The sequence below is a fragment of the Streptomyces violaceus genome (assembly GCF_036014075.1).
Classification (GTDB): domain Bacteria; phylum Actinomycetota; class Actinomycetes; order Streptomycetales; family Streptomycetaceae; genus Streptomyces; species Streptomyces violaceus.
The window spans coordinates 1816182-1834676 of record NZ_CP107911.1 but is presented as its reverse complement, the minus strand read 5'-3'; the positions used below and the strand labels follow the sequence as shown (position 1 = coordinate 1834676).

Below are 18495 nucleotides of genomic sequence, written 5' to 3'. Positions count from 1 at the left end.
TGAGGTGGGCGTGAGCCGTCGCTGGGAGCGTGGGCCGTCGTCAAGGACAGTCTGGGAAAAGGGGATTCGCGTGACCGTGATGGCCGAGACGGACAGCGTCGGCGCTGCGCTGCGTGCGCTCACGTTCGAGCACACCGTGGCGAAAGCGCTCGTACACCGCCGGGCGCTGTCGGAGGTGTTCCTGACCGACAGCACGGCGGTCGACGACAGCCACTTCGTGGCCGGGGCGCAACTGCCGCCGTCCCACGCCTACTACACCGACCACACGACCTGGTCCGCGGTCGATCCGCTGTTCCTGCTGGAGTGCTGCCGCCAGGCCGAGACGCACGCGGTGCACGCGCACTTCGGTGCGCCGGACGGCACCAAGTTCGTTCTCCAGCAGTGGTCGATGGAACTGCCGGGCCTGGCCGCGCTCGCGCCGGCCCACGGGCCGGCCGAGGTGACGATCGCGGTCACGACGCACGACGCGCAGTGGGTCGGGGGCTCGCTGCGCGGTCTGCGGTACCGCATGGCGATCACCGTGTCCGGGCGGCCGGTGGGCGAGGTGACCATGCGGGTGAAGTACGTCGCCGACAGCGTGTACGGGATGCTCCGCGGCCGCCGGGACGGCGGCGGCACCCCGACGTCCGAGTCCTACCGGCGGCCGGCCACGGAGGGCCTCGTGCGGCCCGGGCGCGTGGGCCGGCAGCGGCCGGAGAACGTGGTGCTGCTCGACCCGGTCACCGACGGCCGGCAGGTGCGGGCACGGCTGCTGGTGGCCGGCGGGCACCCCAGCCTCTTCGACCACGCCCAGGACCACGTGCCCGGCATGGTGCTGATGGAGGCGGGACGGCAGACGGCCCTGCTGACCGCCGAGGAGCTCTACGGGGCGCCGGCGGCGGCGTGGTCGGTCACGGGCCTCGAGGCCTCGTTCAACGCCTACGCGGAACTCGACGAACCCCTGACGGTGGTCGGCGACGGCGGCGACGGCCATGGGTCGGGGGACGCCGGTGCCGGGGTCGTCTCGATACCCGTGACGTTCGAGCAGGGCGGGCGCAGTGTCGCCCGGGCGGCCTTCACGCTGGAACGCGGCGGCGCGGGACGGTAACCGCGAAAAGACGGTCCGGACCCCAAGGGTCCGGACCGTCTTCTCGTAGCGGCTTACACGTCCTGGGCGGTGGAGGACTGGTCCAGGTCACGGTCGCGGACCATGGTGAAGATGGCGATCGCACCGGCGAGGGCCACACAGGCCAGCACCACGTAGACGACGCTCCACCCGTGCTGGAGACCCTGTACCGCCCGGTCCACCAGGTCCTCTCCGCCGCTCTCGCGCACGGAGCCCAGACGGCCCTGGACCACGTCGTCGGCCATCGCACCACTGGCGCCGCCTCCGCCGCCCGCCAACTGCTGACGGGTCGAGGTGAGCAGCAGCCCGCCCACACACGCGACGCCGATCGTCTCGCCGGCGACCCGGAGAGTGTTGAACATGCCCGACGCCATACCGCTGCGCTCGGCCGGAACCACACTGACCGCCGCGTTGTCCATGACGCCGAAGGCCAGACCGATGCCGACACCCGCCAGCAACAGCGCCGCGTACAGCCCGGTGCGGGACGACAGCGGGTCGGTGAACGTCATCAGCAACAGCGCGACGGCCAGCACCGCAGGTCCGACGGCGAGCAGCATCCGCACCGACAGCAACCGCACCAGCGTGCCGGTGAACAGCGGCAGGATGAAGACAGGCAGTGTCAGCGGCAGCAGCATCGCACCGGACATCGTCGACCCCGCGCCGCCCGCGCCCTGGAAGTAGGGCGGCAGGTAGACCAGCAGGGCCGCGAACGCGAAGACGATGCTGACCGGCTGCCAGATGATGGCGACGAACGTGGGGCGCCGCAGCAGGCTCAGGTCGAACATCGGCTCGGCGACGCGCAGTTCGACCACGACGAACAGAGCGAGGAACAGCGCCGCGCCCGCGAAGGATCCGAGTGTGACGACTCCGCCCCACCCCTGCGAGGGTCCCTCGACGAAGCCGAGGGCGAGCAGCATGAGGGCCAGGGTGAAGGTCAGCACACCGGGCAGGTCGATGCGCCGCGCACCCGGGTTCTTCGACTCGGGCAGCGGCCGGGCCAGGACGAGCACGACCGCGCCGAGCAGGACGTTGACCAGGAACACGGCGTGCCAGGACGCCACGCCCACCAGCAGGCCGGACACGAACGGCCCCATCGCCAGGCCGAAGCCGATCGAGGCGCCGAAGATGCCGAAGGCCCTGGCCCGGGCAGCCCCGCTGAACGTGTGGGCGAGCAGCGCGGAACCGCTGGTCAGCACCGCTGCCGCGCCCATGCCCTGAACGAAGCGCGCCAGGTCCACGAGCAGGATCGTGGGGGCGGTGCCCGCGACGAGCGAGGCCAGCGCGAAGACGGTCGTGCCGCTCAGGAACAGCCGGCGGCGCCCGAAGAGGTCGGCCGCGGAACCGGCCGCGAGCATGAAGGCGGTGAACGCCACGTTGTAGGCGTTCAGCACCCATTGGGTGGAGGCGGCCGAGGCGTTGAGCGCGCCGGACATGTCGGCGAGGGCGACGCCCGGCCCCGTGACGGAGATGGGCAGCATCACGGCGGCCAGAGCGATGGCCACCAGCACCCGTGTGGGACCGACGGCACTGTCCGCCCGGGGGGCGGTCTCCGCGGGGACGGTCCTGGGGGGTGACAGCTCGGAATCAACAGGTGACTGGGACATCGGAACCTATCGGGGGAGGGGGAGTTTTTTCAGAGCCGGGAGGCCGGCGAGGCATCCTGGGCGGTGAGAAGAGCGCCGAGTTCCGCGAACGTGCTCACCCGCGCGTCGATGAAGGACCCGAACGCCGACGCGTCGTCGTCCGAGAAGACCGCGCCGCGCATCAGCACCGTACGCAGCCCCGCGATCTTGGCCGCGCGCAGGGCGAGCGGGGAGTCGTCCACCAGCAGCCACTGTCCCGGATCCACTTCGCCCTCGGTCGCGAGCAGAGCCGCGTAGGTGTCCGGATCGGCCTTGGAGGCGTGGTCCAGCGCCACATAGTCCTCGGGCCCGAACAGGCCGTCGAGCAGCGAGCGACGCGCGGTGGTGCGGTCCATCGTGGAGAACACCCGCAACCGCACGCCCAGGGCCCGCTGCTGCGCGCAGAACACCTCCACGCCCTCGCCGAGGGCCAGCGGCGTGCCCTGGACGGAGGTCAGCGACCTGAGCGCGTCGATCTCGGCGTTCAGGTGCTGCTCGATACCGAGGCCCGCGAACAGCACGCGCAGGCTCTCCCGTTGGGGAAAGGTGCTGATGGCCTTGAACTGCGTGACCGTCGCCTCGATCGGCAACTCGGTGTGGCGGTTGATGCCCTCGTGCAGGGCGAGCAGCAGCAGGCTCGACGCGTTCAGGCTCAGCACTCCGTCGAAGTCCAGCAGCACGGTCTGCGGGGAAGCGGCGCGGTCCAAGGCGTAACTCCTGGGTGGGTGAAGGGAGGCGCGGCCGGGAAGGCCTGGACCGCGCGGGGCGAGGGAGGGGGGCGCCGGCGGTGCCGGACGGGCCGGCCCGCGGCCGGTCCGGCACGCGGGACGGCGCGTCGGCTCAGTCGCGCCAGACGGAGTGCGCGGCGGCCTCGGCGTCGAGGGTGCGCAGCAGCTCCTCGTCGATGGAGTGCAGCGAGTCGACGATGTGCCGGGCGCCGGACTCGCGCATCAGCTGCGGCTGGAAGCTGTGCTCGAAGGAGCTGGGGTGGCCGATGAAGGGGATGTCGAGGGCCTTGGCGACCTCCGCCACCCGGGCCACGTCGTCGATGAACAGCACCTCGTCGTACTTCAGGCCGAAGACCTCGGTGGTGATCTCGCGCAGGCCGGGGCGGAAGTCGTTGGTGCAGACGTAGCCGGGCTCGTCGAAGAGGTCGGCGTGCTCGCCCAGGAAGTGGTCGAAGTGCGACTTGGCGAGGCCGCCGTAGCTGACCGTCTTCAGCCCCAGCCCGCGCAGCCGGCGCAGCAGGTCGATCGCACCGTCGAGCAGCTCGACCGGGTGCTCGCGGGTGTACTCCTCCCGCTCCTTGAAGTAGACGTCGATCGCCTCCTGCGCGGTCCACGGGACGCGGGCGGCGTTCGCCATGCCCTGGCCGCCCACCAGCTGCGGCTGGGAGAAGATGCTCCGCTCGACGTCGGCGGTGTACTCGCCGCCACGGCTGACGATGAAGTTGTGGATGACGGGGCTGAACGTGTCGTTCAGCAGGACGCCGTCGATGTTGACGGCGGCCAGCTTGAGCTGCTTGAGCTTGTCTGCCATGGGATTCCTCGTGGGATCGGGGGTTGGTGGTGAAGTGAGGCGAAGGGAGATGCGGGGCGGGCCGGTCAGTGGCCGACGGTCGCCATGCCGGCGGGGTCGTAGCGCTCGCCGGAGACGACGTCGTGGGGCACCGCGGCCGACACGGCGGCCAGTTGCTCGTCGGTGAGCCGCAGTTCGGCGGCGGCGACGTTCTCGCGCAGGTAGCCGATCCGACGGGTGCCCGGGATGGGGACGATGTCGTCGTCCTGGGCCAGCAGCCAGGCCAGCGCCAGCTGTACGGGGCTGCAGCCGTAGCTCTCGGCGAGTTCGCGCAGCCGCTCGACCATGCGGATGTTGCGCGCCAGGTGCTCCTGCTGGAAGCGGGGGTGCGAGTGCCGGAAGTCGGTGGGGTCCAGGTCCTCGGGCCGGCTGATCGCACCGGTCAGGAAACCCCGCCCGATCGGCGAGTACGCCACGAGCGAGGTGCCCAGCTCCCGGGCCACCGGCAGGACCTCCTGCTCCACCTCGCGGGTCCACAGCGAGTACTCGGTCTGCAGAGCCGCGATGGGGTGGACGGCGTGCGCCCTGCGCAGGGTCTCCGCGGTCACCTCGGACAGCCCCAGATGCCCGACCTTGCCGGCCCGCACCAGCTCCGCCATGGCTCCGACGGTCTCCTCGACGGGGATGTCGGGGCTCTTGCGGTGAAGGTAGTAGAGGTCGATGTGGTCGACGCCCAGGCGCTGCAGCGAGGCGTCGACAGCCTTCCGGCAGTGCTCCGGACTGGAGTCGATGTTCCGGCCCTGCCTCGGGTCGCTGTCGTCGCGCCGGATGCCGAACTTGGTCGCGAGGACCACCTGGTCGCGGCGGCCCGCGATGGCCCGGCCCACCAGGCGCTCGTTGTGGCCCTTGCCGTACATGTCGGCGGTGTCGAGCAGCGTGACCCCGCTGTCCAGGGCCGCCTGAAGGGTCGCCAGGGACTCGGCCTCGTCGGTCGGGCCGTAGAACTCCGACATCCCCATGCAGCCGAGACCGATCGCGGAGACCACCGGACCGTCGGTTCCTATCCTGCGTTGCTGCACTCAGTTCTCCTCGTGCGCGGTCGTGAGCCGGGTCGTGTGAAGCGGTGTCCGGAGCACGTTCCGCCTGCACCGCGCGGCAGGGCCGCCACCGGACGTTCTCCATGCTGGCAACGCGTACTTACGCACCACTCATGTGCCGCTCACGGCCGACGTGAGCGGCACATGTGCCCTGCGTGGGCCGGTGGTGAGGGAAAGCGGAGCACGCGTTGCCACAGTGAGACCTCCGAGAGGCGCCGGAGCGCATCGGTGCACCACGACACCAGCCAGGAGGAACAACGCAGTGACGGCTACGACAGCGACAACGGCTGTGGCTGACAGCAGCACCTCGAAGACGTCTTACGGTGCCGGAGACGCCGGATGACCGGCTCGGACCGCGCGGCGGTCGTCGCCGGACTGGGAAGCTGGGTACCGCCCACCGTGGTCACCAACGACGACCTCGCCCGGCAGCTGGACACCTCGGACGAGTGGATCAGCAGCCGGACCGGGATCCGCCGCCGCCATGTCATCGACCCGGGCGGATCGACCGGGGATCTCGCCGTCGAGGCCGGCCGCAGGGCCCTGAAGTCCGCGGGCGAGGAGCGGGCCGACGTCGTCGTGGTCGCCACCAGCACTCCGGACCGCCCCTGCCCGGCCACCGCGCCCGAAGTCGCCGACCGGCTGGGGCTCGGCGGTGTCGGCGCGTTCGACATCGCCGCCGTGTGCACGGGCTTCGTCTACGCCCTGGGGACGGCGGCCGGTTTCCTCCAGGCGGGCTTCGCGCGCTCCGTGCTGGTCATCGGGGCGGACACCTTCTCCACCATCCTCAACCCGGCCGACCGTACGACCCGGGCCATCTTCGGGGACGGCGCGGGAGCGGTGTACCTGCGCGCCGGCGAGGCGACGGAGCCGGGCGCGCTGAAGGGGCTCCACCTCGGCAGCGACGGCAGCCAGAGCGACCTCATCCAGGTCGCGGCCGGCGGCTCACGGCAGCGGTCCACCGGCCTGCCGGCCGAGACGGAGGCCGCCTACTTCACCATGGAGGGCCGCCCGGTCTTCGGGGAGGCCGTGCGCCACATGGCGGCCTCCGTGACCACAACGGCCGAGGCCGCGGGCTGGGCCGTCGAGGACATCGACCACGTCGTCCTCCACCAGGCCAACGCGCGCATCCTGGCGGCGGTCGCCGAACGCCTCGACCTGCCGCTCGAACGGTTCCCCGCCAACATCGAGCGGGTCGGCAACACCGTCGCGGCCTCGATCCCGCTCGTCCTGGCCGACGCGTCGGCCGACGGCGAACTGCGCCCCGGCCGGCGCGTCGTGCTCGGCGGATTCGGCGGCGGGCTCACCTGGGGGTCCGTGGCGCTCGAATGGCCGGACATCACGGCGGTCTGACACCGGCTCACCCCCGACCTCACCCTCCCTCACCACTCATCGCATCCCCACTTATCGCATCCCCACTCATCGCATCCCAAGGAGACACACCATGCAGGCAATCGCGGAGCGGGTCTCGGTCCTTCTCTCCGACCAGTTCAAGGTCAAGCCCGAGATCATCGCGTCCGAGGTGACCCTCGGCAAGCTGTCCTTCGACTCCCTGGTCCTGATCGAGCTCGGCCTCGTCCTGGACAAGGAGTTCGGTGTGGAGATAGCGGACGGTGAACTCACCGAGGAGCACACCCTGGACGACCTGGTCCAGCTCCTGTCGGCCAAGGGAGCGGCGGTCTGATGGCGGACGGTCGTACGAACGGCACAGCCGTCACCGGTCTGGGCCTGGTGACCCCGGCCGGACTCGGCGTCGAGGAGAACTGGGAGCGGGTGCTGTCAGGACGCTCCTGCGCCACGCGCGACCCCGCACTCGGCGAGCTGTCGGTGGACTTCTCCAGCCGGGTACCGGGTTTCGACGCCGGTGAACTGCTGGGCGGCTTCGCCGGCTGGCAGCTGGAGCGCTTCGTCCAACTCGCCATCGTGGCCTCCCGGATGGCCGTCGCCGACGCCGGATGGGACTCCACGGCCTGGGACGGCACCCGGGTCGGGGTGGTGCTCGGCAACTCGCTCGGCGGCGCCGCCACCTTCGCGGAGCAGCACGACACGCTGCGCGATCGCGGTCCCGACAAGGTCTCGCCCCTCCTGGTGACGAAGTACATGCCGAACATGGTCGCCGGCTATGTGGCGATCGACTGCGGTGCCCGGGGGCCGAGTCTGGTCACCGCCACCGCGTGCGCGTCCGGCGCGACCGCCATCGGCACCGCCAGGGACCTGCTGCGCTCCGGCGTCTGCGACATCGTGCTCGCGGGCGCCAGCGAGTCCGCGCTGACTCCCACGGTGATGGCCGGGCTGTGCAAGATGGGCGCCCTCTCCAAGTCGGGGGACGCACCCGAGCACGCGGGCAAACCGTTCGACGCGGAGCGGGACGGCTTCGTGGCCGCCGAGGCGGCGGGCGTGCTCGTCCTGGAACGGGAGGCGGACGCCCGCGCCCGGGGCGCGAGGATCCGCGCCCTCGTCAGCGGTTACGGATCCTCCTCCGACGCCCACCACGCCACCGCCCCGCACCCCGAAGGGGAGGGCATCGAGCGAGCACTGCGCGCGTCCCTGGCGGACGCGGGGGTCGCCCCCTCGGACGTCCGCCACGTCAACGCACACGGCACCGCCACCGCGATGAACGACCTCGTCGAGGGCAGGATGCTGCGCCGTGTCCTGGGCGAGGCGCCCCTGGTCACGTCGACCAAGGGGGTCACCGGCCATGCGCTGGCGGCCGCGGGTGCCATCGAGGCGGCGTACACGGTGCTGGCCGTGCAGCACGGCACGGTGCCGCCGACGGCGAACCTGAAGAACCCGGACCCCGCCATCGGGCTGGACGTGGTCAGCGGCGAACCCCGTACCACCCCGGTGGACGTCGCCGTCAGCACCTCGCTGGGATTCGGGGGCCACAACGCCGCGCTCGTCATCACGGCGGCCTGAGTCCCACGGCAGGCCGGGCTCTCCGGGCCGGGAGCACGCTCCCGGCCCGGAGAGCCCGCGTCGTTCCGACCGCCGCGCCGACCCACCAAGGAATGAGCATGCTTCCCCACTCCGACGACTGGACGCACGTGCTGCGTCCCTCGGCACGGCGCGGCAGCCGCGTCGTCGTCTTCCCGCACGCCGGCGCGGGCGCGCAGCGCTACTCGAGCGTCCTGGCCGGCCTGCCGGACACGGTGGAGGTGGTGGGCGTCACGCTGCCCGGGCGGGAGCGGCGCGCGGGCCTCGCACCCCGTACGACGCTGACCGCGGCCGTGTCGGGCATCCGCCGCGGACTGCGCGATCTCGCCCCCGCACCCACCGTCTTCTACGGGCACAGTCTGGGAGGGCTGCTGGCGCTCGCCGTCGCCCATGCGGGCGGGGGACGCTGCGACGGTCTGGTCGTGAGCTGTTCCCAACCGGGCGCTCGAAGCCGGCCGCGCCCGGAACGCCCGGGTTCCGCAGCCGAGTTGACCGAGATCCTCGCGACCCACCGTCTGCCCGCCGACGCACTGCGCGATGCGTCGCTCAGCCCCGCACGGCAGGTCCTGGCCCATGACCTCTCGCTCGCGCGGGACGCGCTGCGCGCCGTGGAGCCTCTCCGGCTCACCGTGCCGGTGACCGCGCTGGCCGGTACGGACGACCCGCTCGTCCCGCCGGGCGTGCTGCCGCTGTGGGCCAGCTTCACATCGGGCCCGTTCCGTGCCCGGCTCGCCCAGGGCGGGCACTTCTTCCCCTTCACCCCGTACGGTCAGGGCGTCCTGCTCGAAGAGCTCGTCGCGTCCCTGCCCCGCTGACCGCCGCCCACCCGCTCGGAGCCGCTACGCCCCGACGAGGTGGGGGGAGCGGTCGTCGAGGAACGTGTGCTCCAGCGCGTCGTCACAGTTCAGGATCTGCTGCTGGAGGCGACGCACACGGTGCGAGGGCTCCAGGCCGATCCCGTCGGTCAGCGCGGCACGCAGGCCCTGATAGACCGCCAGCGCGTCGTTGCGGCGCCCGGAGAGGTACAGCGCCAGCATCAGGTACTCGTGCAGCACCTCGTCGTAGGGGTTGAGTGCCACGAGGGCGTGCAGTTCGCCGACGACCTCGGCGTAACGGCGCAACCGCAGGTCCAGGCCGACGCGCTGGCTCAGCACCGCCTTGCGGTCCTCCTCCAGCCGTAGCACGTGCGGGTGCAGCACGGGCCCGGCCGGCACATCGGCCAGGGGCGCGTCCCGCCACAGCTTCAGCGCGTTGCTGAGCTGGGCCGACGCCTGGGACAGGTCCCCCCTGGCCTCCGCCTCTCCCGCCGCCGACACGAGCCGGTGGTAGCCGACGATGTCGAACTGTTCGCCGGGGACTTCGAGCCGGTAACCGGTGGCCTCGGTGATCAGCGTCTCCTTGGGGAGACGGTCCGAGGGGCCGCCGTCGACGGCGCGGCCGATGCTCTTGCGGATCTGCATGACGCAGTTCTGGATGCCCGTCGAGGCGCTCATGGGCACGTCGAGGCCCCACAGTTCGCGCTCGATGGCGGCCCGCTGCACCACGCGGCCCCGGTTCAGGATGAGCACGGCGAGGAGCTTCCTGGCCTTCAGCGCCGTGGGGACCACCGACACGCCGTTCATGGTCACGCGCAGGGGACCCAGCACTCTGGCGATCATCCGTCCTCCTCCTGGGCTTCTGTGTAGCGGTTTATCAATGGACTGTAGCCCATGTTTCTACCGGTGTCGTTCGCGGGTTCGGCGCCTTACGGGAGGTAACGGCAGGTCACCAACCTTACGAAGCGGGCAAAAAGTCGCCCGTAGCGCGATCGTTTCCTGTTGTTCACAGAGTCGACGGGAAGTCAAACTTGGTCTCTGGTGTACTTTTGGATCCTGACACCACATCACTTAGGGGGGACCTGGTGCAGCAAGGCGGCATGCCTGAAATCGCGATCGTCGGGATGGGATGCAGATTTCCCGGAGCGCGTGGGGTGCGTGAGTTCCGGCAACTGCTCGAAGGCAACACCGACGCCGTGACCCCCGTGCCGGAGGACCGGTTCGACGTACGGCGGCACTACTCCGCACAGCCCGGTGAGCCGGGCACGACCGTCTCGCGGCACGGTGGGTTCATCGACGACCTGTACGGCTTCGATGCCGCCTTCTTCGGCATCGCCCCGCGCGAGGCGCTGGCCATGGACCCCCAGCAGCGGGTCCTCCTCCAGGTCGTCTGGGAAGCGCTGGAGGACGCGCACATCCTCCCGTCCTCGCTGGCGGGCAGCCGCACCGGTGTGTTCGTGGGGCAGGCGACCGCCGAGTACGGGGACCTGGCGGAGTCCGAAGGATTCCAGGACGTGCACGGCATGGCGGGCAGCCGGCTGCGGACGATGACCGCGGGACGCCTCTCCTTCGCCCTCGATGTGCGGGGCCCCAGCCTGGTGGTCGACACCGCGTGCTCCTCGTCCCTGGTGGCCGTGCATCTCGCCCGGCAGAGCCTGCTGACCGGAGAGAGCGACATGGCCGTCGCCGCGGGAGTCAACGCCGTGCTCTCACCGTCCGACGCCATCACCTACTCCCAGGGCGGCATGCTCGCGCCCGACGGACGCTGCAAGTTCGCCGACGCCTCCGGTGACGGCTTCGTCCGCAGCGAGGGAGTGGGGGCGGTCCTGCTCAAGCGCCTGCCCGACGCGCTGCGCGACGGTGACCAGGTCCTCGCCGTACTGCGGGGAAGCGCCGTCACCAACGACGGCCAGGGCAGCGGAATGCTGCTCCAGCCCGCCGTGTCCGGCCAGACCGAGATGATCCGCTCCGCCTGCCGCAGCGCCGGCATCACCCCGGACCAGCTCGACTACGTGGAAGCGCACGGCACCGGCACACCGGTCGGAGACGACGTCGAACTGCGCGCCCTGGCCGAGGTATGGGGAGACGGAGACCAGGAAGAGCGGTCCCGCCCGCTGCTCATCGGTTCCGTCAAGACCAACATCGGGCACGCCGAAGCCGCCGCCGGGATCGCGGGCCTGATCAAGACCGCGCTCATCGCCCGCCACCGCACCATCCCCGCGTCACTGCACCTGCGCACCCCGCACCCCGTCCTGGCCGGGGGCGGCGCCCCCCTCGAATGCGTCGCGCGCAACACCCCGCTCGTGCCCGGCGGCCGGGCCGCGGTCCTGGGCGTCAGTTCCTTCGGCCTCTCCGGTACCAACGCGCATGTGATCGTCGGCGAGTACGTGCCCGAGCCGGCGCACGAGCCGGCACCGGAACCGGCCGCCCCGGCAGGCGAGGAGCCGCAGTTGCTGCTGCTCAGTGCCCGCACCCCGGAGGCCCTCAGCCAACTCGCCGCGCGCTACGCCGCCTTCCTGGAAGGCGCCGAAGGGCGTGCCTTCGCGCTGCGGGACATCTGCCACGCCGCCGCGACGGGCCGTGACGCCCACCCCCACCGTCTGTGGGCCGTCGGCCGCACCCACGACGAACTCGCCGCCGCTCTGCGGGCCCTGGCCGCCGGTGAGGAGACCCCGGACGGGGGGACGGCGGACGCCGGCTTCGCGGGCGACCGCAGAATCGCCTTCGTCTTTCCCGGCCAGGGCTCGCAATGGCTCGGGATGGGGCGCCACCTGCTGGCCTCCGAAGCGGTGTTCCGGCACACCCTGGAGGAATGCGACGCCGCCGTCCGGGAGGAGCTGGGGTGGTCGGTCATCGGCCTGCTGACCGGCGACGGCGAGGACGCACCGCCGCGGGAACTCCCCGATGACGTCTCGGTGGTGCAACCCCTGCTGTGGGCCATGCAGGTGTCGCTGGCCGCGCTGCTGCGTGCCAAGGGGGTCGACCCCGACCTCTGTATCGGACACAGCATGGGTGAGGTGGCCACCGCCCACGTCTGCGGGGCGCTGTCGATCGAGGACGCCGCCTCGGTCATCTGCCGGCGCAGCTCCCTGATGCAGAGGCTGGCCGGGCACGGCGCGATGCTCGCCGTCGAACTCGACGCGCTGACCGCGGCGGACGCCGTGGCGCCCCATGGCGACGCGGTGTGCGTCGCGGCGGAGAACGCCCCCAGGAGTACGGTCCTCGCCGGGGACACACACGCTCTGCACCGCATCGCCGAACGCCTCGAGACCGAGGGGGTGCCGAGCCGGCACGTCAAGGTCAACGTGGCGTCCCACTCCCCCTATATGGCGGAACTGCGGGACGACCTGGCCGACGCCCTCGCCCACCTCACCCCGCTGCCCGCCCGCACCGCGATGTTCTCCACCACCCGCTGCGAGCCGGTCGACGGACCCGAGCTGGACGCCGCCTACTGGGTGGACAACCTTCGCGAGCGGGTGCGCTTCGTCGAGGCCGTGCGGGCGGCCGCCAAGGAGGAGACGGTGTTCCTGGAGGTCGGCCCGCACCCGCTGCTCGTCCAGTCCGTCGCGGCGGTCCTCGCGGAGCAGGGCGACGCACCGGCCGCCGTGGCCACCCTCAAGCGCCACCAGGACGACGGCGAGAACATCACCCGGGCGCTCGGACAGCTCTTCTCCCACGGCGGACGCGTCGACTTCAGCCGCTTCTTCCGGGGGACCGCGCCCCGCGTGCCGCTGCCGACGTACGCCTGGGACCAGGAGCAGTTCAGGAAGGATCCGGTCCCCGCACCGGCGCCCGCCGGGCCGGCCGAGCACGTACGGGAGATCGGGCTGCGCGAGCTGGGCCTGGACGACCTCGGGGAGAGCGTCCGCACGCGCGGCGGCGCGGCCGTCGTACCGCCGGTGCTCTACTTCAAGGCCGTCCTGCGGGCGGCGGACGACATCGCGTCATGCGGTGAAGGCGTGCTCGAGGACGTCGAGTTCGGGAGCCGGCCCTGGGAACTGGAGCGGGCGCGCGATGCCGCGGTACGCGTGCGCCTGGCACCCGCCGCGCAGGAGGGGACCTTCGTGTTCACCGTCACCGCGGTACGCACCCCGGACGGCACCCGGGACGGCGAGCTGTGCATGACGGGCAGGTTCCGCGCGGCCGGCGGGAGCGCGGCGGCCGAGCCACGGGGCCGGGAGCCGCTGGACTCCAGCCTGACCCGGTGCACCTCCTACGTGCCGGCGAGGGAGTTCTACCGCCGTGCCCAGGGCCGCGGCTACACCATCGACGCCTCGCTGCGCACCGTGGCCCAACTGTGGTGCTCCGACGGCGAATCGGTGGCTCGTATGCGCGGCGCGGGGGCGGGGGCGACCGGACTCGAGGCTGGACTGCTGACGATGCTCGCCGCGTGGCCGCACTCCACGGGCGCAGGGGGGAGACCGGACGGCTACGTGCCGGTGTCCTTCGGCCGTGTCCTGGTCCGGGAGGAGGCGGCCGTCGGCCGGGACCACTGGTGCGTGGCCCGCTTCACGCCCTCCGACGGTATGGACGACGCCCGCTGTGATGTGTGGCTGACGGCCGAGGACGGGCACCTGATCGCGGAGTTCCGGGACATACGCCTGCGCGAGCGAGCGGCCGGTTCCGCCTCCGAGGCGCTCGACGAGGAAGGCCCGGCGCCGGCTCCCGCGACCCCGACCGCCATTCCCTCACCCCCCGCGGTCGCCGAACCCGGGCCCGCCCTAGCGGCCGACGACGTTCTGAAGCAGGCCGCCACCGTGCTCGGCCTCTCTGCGACCCGGCTCGATCCCCGCAGGCCGCTGCGGACCATGGGGCTGGACTCACTGCTGGCGACCGAGCTCAGGGTGCGACTGCACCGCACGGCGGGTGTCGACATACCCGCCACCCGGCTGCTGGGCCGCGAACCCATAGGTGTGATCGCCGATTCCGTGGCCTCCGGGCCCTGATGTCATGCGTAAACGAAGACCATGACTCATAGATGTACCGTGGTATAATTTTTGGGGGCCGGGGGAGCCCGCACAACGACGTGAGAAGGCGAGGAAGCACATGGCCTCTGAACCTGCCCGCCCCCTCGGGCGCAGAGAGCGCAGCAAGCAGCGAGTCCGGGACCGGATCTACACATCGGCCCTGACCCTCTTCGCGGAGCAGGGCTACGACGGCACCACGATCGACCAGATCGCCGAGCACGCCGACGTGGCCCGGGGCACCTTCTTCAACTACTTCCAGCGCAAGGAAGACCTGGTCACCGCCTGGGCCGAGGCCCGCAAGCGGCGCCTGGAGCTGGCCATGGAAGAGTCGATGAAGTCGCGCAACGACGATGTGACGGTGCATCTGGAGCGGTGCATGGCGGCGCTGGCGGAGTTCAACGAGTCCGAGCGCGAGATCACCGCCGCCATGCTCCAGGCCTGGGTGAAGGCCGGGCAGCCCCTCCTCGAGGAGCCCTACGCGGGCCAGGTCTTCGCCAACATCATCGAAGCCGGCCGCCAGCGCGGGGAGGTCAGCTTCGACATCGATCCGATGAGGGTCGGCAACATCCTGCGTGATTCCTACCTGGGTCTGCTCTACCGCTGGTCACAGGACCCGGGCGGGCGCGTGCCGCTCCACATCGAACTGCGCGAGGTCCTCAGGATCGTCCTCACGGGCGTGCTGTCGTACTCCCAGCACGGGCGCGGCGTTCCGGCGTCGCCGGCTCCCGCCGCCACCCCGCTCGCACCGACGTCGCGGGCGTAGCGTCCCCGCCGCCGGCGCCGGACGCATGTCCCGGGGGAGTCACCGGCCCGGGGGCGGTCCCACCGAGTCCCGTACCACCACGTGCGTGCCCAGCAGCAGGTGTTCGTCCGCGGCGCCCGGGGTGTGTTCGAGGGCCGTGCGGACGGCGAGACGGCCCAGTTCCTCGTAGGGGACGTGGACCGTCGTCAGGGCGGGGTGCAGATCGCGGGCGAAGGGGATGTCGTCGTAGCCGGCGAGGGAGACATCGCCCGGGACGGACAGGCCGGCCTCGTGCAGCGCGGTGAGGGCGCCCGCCGCGACCATGTCGGTGGCGGCCACGACGGCCGTGAAGCCGAGGTCGTCCTCGAGCGCCTGCCGCATGAGGCGGTGGCCCGCGTCGCGGGTGAAGTCGCCGTGCAGGACGAGGGACTCGTCGGGGGTGAGGCCGCGGGCCCGGTGGGCGGCGAGGTAACCGCGTTCGCGGCCCAGGGCCGTGGTGTGGTCCGCCCGGCCGCCGAGGAACAGCACCCGGCGGTGCCCCTGGGCGAGCACACGGGCGACCAGGGTGTAGGCGCCGCCCTCGTTGTCGTACTCGATGACCGTCACCGGGGCACCGGGGTCCAGCGGTGGCCGGCCGCACAGGACCAGACGGGAACCGGCCGAGGCGAGGGAGTCCGCCATGCGATGAGTGCGTTCGCGGTATTCGGGGGTGTCGGCGCTGCCGCCGACCAGGATCACCGCGGCGGCCCGCTGGGCCCGCATCATCTCCACGAACTCCAGCTCGTGCCGGACGTCGCCCTCCGTGCTGCACACCAGGCAGAGATGGCCGAGGCGGGTCGCCTCGCGCTCGACGCCGTGGGCCATGTGCGCGAACGACGGGCCGGTGATGTCCTCCAGCACGAAGGCGAGGGTGGGTGTGCCGACACCCGCGATCGCCTTCGCCCGTGCGTCGGCCACGTAGTCCAGGTCACGGACCGCCCGCATCACGCTCCCGCGCGTCGCGGCGCTCACCGGATACACGCCGCCCAGCACCCGGGACACCGTCGACGCCGAGACGCCCGCGCGCAGCGCCACGTCCCGGATGGTGCTGCGGCTCGCGTCCCCGCTCTTCCTCGTCATGCCTGCCTCGTCTCTCCCGGGCACCGGGGAGCTGCGGCAACACGATGGCAACCGGTTCCCATGGGGACGGAGGCTAGCAGTGGCCGGGGGAAGGGAGGAGACACATGCACGAACCGGCGGCGGTAGGTGTTCGCCCGCAGCCGGTGCCGTCGTGCGCTACGCCGCCCCGAGCGTCCCCGCGATCCCCGAGATCGCCTCCGGCCCCACCCGGCAGCACCCCCCGACCAACCGGGCCCCGGCCTGCTGCCAGCCCGTCACCTGGTCTGCGGTGAACCTCGAGTCTCCGGTCCAGGCGCGGGCCTCGGCGTCCCAGGTCTCACCGCTGTTGGGGTAGACGACGACCGGCTTGCCGGTGACCCGAGCCGCGGTCGAGGCGGCGGCGTCCACGTCCTCGGGCGCGCAGCAGTTCACGCCGACCGCGATGACCTCGTCCACGTCGGCGGCCAGGGCGAAGGCCTCGTCCAGCGGCTGCCCGGCGCGCGTGCGGCCGTCGGCGACGGAGTACGTCAGCCAGGCCGGCACTCCGAGCCCGCGCACCGCCCGCAGCAGCGCCGTGGCCTCGTCGGCGTCGGGGACCGTCTCCAGGGCGAGGACGTCCGGGCGGGCCGCCGCCAGCACCTCCAGGCGCGGGCGGTGGAAACGCTCCAGTTCGTCGACCGTGAGCCCGTAGCGGCCCCGGTACTCCGAACCGTCCGCGAGCATCGCACCGTAGGGGCCCGCCGAGGCCGCCACCCACAGGGGCCGGGAGACGCGTGCCCGGCGAGCCGCCTCCCGCGCCAGTTCCACGCTGAGCGCCATGAGTTCGGCCGCCCGGTCGTGGTCGATCCCGCGCTTCTCGAACCCCTCGAACGTGGCCTGGTAGCTGGAGGTGATCGCCACGTCCGCGCCGGCCCGGAAGTAGGCGAGGTGTGCCTCGGTGATCGCCTCCGGCTGTTCGGCGAGCAGCCGCGCCGACCACAGCTCGTCGCTCAGGTCGTGCCCGGCCGATTCGAGCTGGTTGGACATGCCGCCGTCGAGGACGACCGTTCCGGCGGCGAGGGCTTCGGCGAGGGTGATGGTGCTCGTCATAGGCACGACGGTAGTCGAGATCCGGCGGCGGACCCCAGCCGATTGTGTCCAGCACATGAACAGATCGACCACCATGTGGGATGGCGGTTACGATCAGGACTCTCCCCCTCCGCTTGTCAGGATCGCTCATGACCGTCCCCAGCCCCACCGAGGCCGCCGAACCCGCCGATCCGGCCCCCGCGGCGGCCCCCGCTCCCCGCCGCACCTTCGGCCTCGCCGCCGCCACGGCCCTCGTCATGGGCAACATCATCGGCGGCGGCATCTTCGCCCTGCCCGCCACCGTCGCCCCCTACGGCACGATCAGCCTGCTCGCCTTCCTCGTGCTCTCGGTCGGAGCCGTGCTGCTCGCGCTGCTCTTCGGCAAACTGGCCCGGCGCAGCCCGGTCACCGGCGGTCTCTACGTCTACCCGCGCGACGCGTTCGGCGAGTTCGCCGGATTCCTGTCGGCCTGGTCGTACTGGACGATGTGCTGGGTCAGCATCGCCGCCCTGGCCGTCGCGGTCGTCGGCTACGTCGACGTCCTCATACCCCTGCACGGCAACCACGCCCTGCAGGCCGCCGTCGCCATGGCCGCCCTCTGGCTGCCCGCCGCGGCGAACTTCGCCGGCACACGGTGGGTCGGCACGGTGCAGGTCGTCTCGACGATCCTGAAGTTCGTACCGCTGCTCCTGCTCGCCACGATCGGCCTGTTCTTCGTCGACGCGGACAACTTCGGCCCGTTCAACGCCTCCGGCCAGAGCGTCTCGGGGGCGCTGGCCGCCTCCGCCGCGCTGCTGCTGTACAGCTTCCTCGGGGTCGAGTCGGCCGCCGTCAGCGCGGGCGAGGTCCGCGACCCGGAGCGCACGGTCGGCCGGGCGAGCGTCCTCGGCACACTGGCCTCGGCCCTGGTCTACATCCTCGGCACGGTCGCCGTCTTCGGACTGGTCCCGCACGACCGGCTCGTCGACTCCGGCGCGCCGTTCGCCGACGCCGTCAACGCCATCACCGGCAGCTCCTGGGGCGGCACCGCCATCGCCCTGGTCGCCGTCGCCTCGATCACCGGCTGCCTCAACGGCTGGATCCTCATGGCCGCGCAGATGCCGTACGCCGCCGCCCGCGACGGTCTCTTCCCGGCGCCGTTCGCGCGGCTGGGCAAGGGCGGCGTCCCCGGCTTCGGCGTGTGGGCCTGCGCGGTCCTCGGCACGCTCCTCATCGCCCTCAACTACACGGCAGGCCCGGACACCACCTTCCGCGTCCTCGTCCTGATCACCACGTTCACCGGCTGCGTGCCGTATCTGCTGTCGGCGGCGGCCCAGCTGTACTGGCTGGCCCGCGGCTCCCGCGATCGCGTCCGCCCCGCAGGCCTCACCCGCGACCTGATCGTCGCGGCCCTCTCCTTCGGCTTCTCCTTCTGGCTGATCGCCGGGGCCGGATACGCGGCCGTCTACCAGGGCGTGCTGTTCCTGTTCGCCGGGATCCCGGTGTACGTGTGGCTGCGCGGACGCAAGGACACGGCGCAGGCGTCGGCATAG

At 71.9% G+C, this 18495-nt stretch carries 15 protein-coding genes; 8 read left to right on the top strand and 7 right to left on the bottom strand.

Annotated elements, in window-relative coordinates; all coding sequences use genetic code 11:
• Positions 1 to 79: 79 nt before the first annotated feature.
• The gene (locus OG542_RS08230; RefSeq protein WP_328417834.1) at positions 80 to 1087 is read left to right on the top strand and encodes a ScbA/BarX family gamma-butyrolactone biosynthesis protein; all 1008 of its coding nucleotides are present in this window, start codon (positions 80 to 82) and stop codon (positions 1085 to 1087) included.
• 53 nt (positions 1088 to 1140) lie between these two features.
• Here OG542_RS08230 and OG542_RS08225 read toward each other — a convergent pair whose 3' ends face one another.
• The 4 genes from OG542_RS08225 to OG542_RS08210 form a co-directional block, all read right to left on the bottom strand.
• A complete protein-coding gene (locus OG542_RS08225; protein WP_230529195.1) occupies positions 1141 to 2607 on the bottom strand; it encodes an MFS transporter in 1467 nt (488 codons plus the stop codon).
• Between the two features lie 131 nt (positions 2608 to 2738).
• Complete coding sequence (locus tag OG542_RS08220; protein ID WP_193476723.1) at positions 2739 to 3434, bottom strand: HAD family hydrolase; 696 nt, start codon at positions 3432 to 3434, stop codon at positions 2739 to 2741.
• A 133-nt stretch (positions 3435 to 3567) separates the two neighbouring features.
• A complete protein-coding gene (locus OG542_RS08215) occupies positions 3568 to 4266 on the bottom strand; it encodes an HAD family phosphatase (RefSeq protein ID WP_184589042.1) in 699 nt (232 codons plus the stop codon).
• Positions 4267 to 4331: 65 nt separating this feature from the next.
• Positions 4332 to 5324 (bottom strand): aldo/keto reductase, encoded by a 993-nt coding sequence (locus OG542_RS08210; protein ID WP_328409500.1) that lies wholly within the window; start codon positions 5322 to 5324, stop codon positions 4332 to 4334.
• 357 nt (positions 5325 to 5681) lie between these two features.
• Here OG542_RS08210 and OG542_RS08205 point away from each other — a divergent pair, with 357 nt between their 5' ends.
• The 4 genes from OG542_RS08205 (at position 5682) to OG542_RS08190 (ending at position 9088) form a co-directional block, all read left to right on the top strand.
• Entirely contained in the window at positions 5682 to 6692 is a 1011-nt protein-coding gene (locus OG542_RS08205; protein WP_328409498.1) for a beta-ketoacyl-ACP synthase III, read from the top strand.
• 91 nt (positions 6693 to 6783) lie between these two features.
• Positions 6784 to 7023 carry an acyl carrier protein gene (locus tag OG542_RS08200; protein WP_020272690.1) on the top strand — a complete coding sequence of 80 codons (240 nt, stop codon included), beginning with the start codon at positions 6784 to 6786 and terminating at the stop codon, positions 7021 to 7023.
• On the top strand, positions 7023 to 8255 hold the full coding sequence (locus OG542_RS08195) for a beta-ketoacyl-[acyl-carrier-protein] synthase family protein (RefSeq protein WP_328409496.1): 1233 nt from the start codon (positions 7023 to 7025) through the stop codon (positions 8253 to 8255). Before OG542_RS08200 ends, OG542_RS08195 begins: the two co-directional genes overlap by 1 nt.
• Positions 8256 to 8353: 98 nt before the next feature.
• Entirely contained in the window at positions 8354 to 9088 is a 735-nt protein-coding gene (locus OG542_RS08190) for a thioesterase II family protein (protein ID WP_328409494.1), read from the top strand.
• Between the two features lie 24 nt (positions 9089 to 9112).
• Here the strand turns inward: OG542_RS08190 and OG542_RS08185 are convergent, their stop codons facing one another.
• Positions 9113 to 9931: an AfsR/SARP family transcriptional regulator gene (locus tag OG542_RS08185; protein ID WP_328409492.1), complete on the bottom strand. Its 819-nt coding sequence runs from the start codon at positions 9929 to 9931 to the stop codon at positions 9113 to 9115.
• Between the two features lie 257 nt (positions 9932 to 10188).
• Here OG542_RS08185 and OG542_RS08180 point away from each other — a divergent pair, with 257 nt between their 5' ends.
• Entirely contained in the window at positions 10189 to 14034 is a 3846-nt protein-coding gene (locus OG542_RS08180) for a type I polyketide synthase (protein ID WP_328409490.1), read from the top strand.
• A gap of 100 nt (positions 14035 to 14134) precedes the next feature.
• Positions 14135 to 14818 (top strand): TetR/AcrR family transcriptional regulator, encoded by a 684-nt coding sequence (locus tag OG542_RS08175; protein WP_328409488.1) that lies wholly within the window; start codon positions 14135 to 14137, stop codon positions 14816 to 14818.
• Positions 14819 to 14857: 39 nt separating this feature from the next.
• On the opposite strand, the gene OG542_RS08170 is transcribed toward OG542_RS08175, so the two are convergent.
• Positions 14858 to 15916: a LacI family DNA-binding transcriptional regulator gene (locus OG542_RS08170; RefSeq protein ID WP_328409486.1), complete on the bottom strand. Its 1059-nt coding sequence runs from the start codon at positions 15914 to 15916 to the stop codon at positions 14858 to 14860.
• A gap of 156 nt (positions 15917 to 16072) precedes the next feature.
• Complete coding sequence (gene mmuM, locus OG542_RS08165; protein WP_328409484.1) at positions 16073 to 16984, bottom strand: homocysteine S-methyltransferase; 912 nt, start codon at positions 16982 to 16984, stop codon at positions 16073 to 16075.
• Positions 16985 to 17112: 128 nt separating this feature from the next.
• Here mmuM and OG542_RS08160 point away from each other — a divergent pair, with 128 nt between their 5' ends.
• A complete protein-coding gene (locus OG542_RS08160; RefSeq protein ID WP_328409482.1) occupies positions 17113 to 18495 on the top strand; it encodes an amino acid permease in 1383 nt (460 codons plus the stop codon).

Coding starts and splice junctions, on each gene's coding strand:
- OG542_RS08230 (WP_328417834.1), top strand. CDS start 80: ATGGCCGAGACGGACAGCGTCGGCGCTGCGCTGCGTGCGCTCACGTTC.
- OG542_RS08215 (WP_184589042.1), bottom strand. CDS start 4,266: ATGGCAGACAAGCTCAAGCAGCTCAAGCTGGCCGCCGTCAACATCGAC.
- OG542_RS08205 (WP_328409498.1), top strand. CDS start 5,682: ATGACCGGCTCGGACCGCGCGGCGGTCGTCGCCGGACTGGGAAGCTGG.
- OG542_RS08200 (WP_020272690.1), top strand. CDS start 6,784: ATGCAGGCAATCGCGGAGCGGGTCTCGGTCCTTCTCTCCGACCAGTTC.
- OG542_RS08195 (WP_328409496.1), top strand. CDS start 7,023: ATGGCGGACGGTCGTACGAACGGCACAGCCGTCACCGGTCTGGGCCTG.
- OG542_RS08190 (WP_328409494.1), top strand. CDS start 8,354: ATGCTTCCCCACTCCGACGACTGGACGCACGTGCTGCGTCCCTCGGCA.
- OG542_RS08185 (WP_328409492.1), bottom strand. CDS start 9,931: ATGATCGCCAGAGTGCTGGGTCCCCTGCGCGTGACCATGAACGGCGTG.
- OG542_RS08180 (WP_328409490.1), top strand. CDS start 10,189: ATGCCTGAAATCGCGATCGTCGGGATGGGATGCAGATTTCCCGGAGCG.
- OG542_RS08175 (WP_328409488.1), top strand. CDS start 14,135: ATGGCCTCTGAACCTGCCCGCCCCCTCGGGCGCAGAGAGCGCAGCAAG.
- OG542_RS08170 (WP_328409486.1), bottom strand. CDS start 15,916: ATGACGAGGAAGAGCGGGGACGCGAGCCGCAGCACCATCCGGGACGTG.
- mmuM (WP_328409484.1), bottom strand. CDS start 16,984: ATGACGAGCACCATCACCCTCGCCGAAGCCCTCGCCGCCGGAACGGTC.
- OG542_RS08160 (WP_328409482.1), top strand. CDS start 17,113: ATGACCGTCCCCAGCCCCACCGAGGCCGCCGAACCCGCCGATCCGGCC.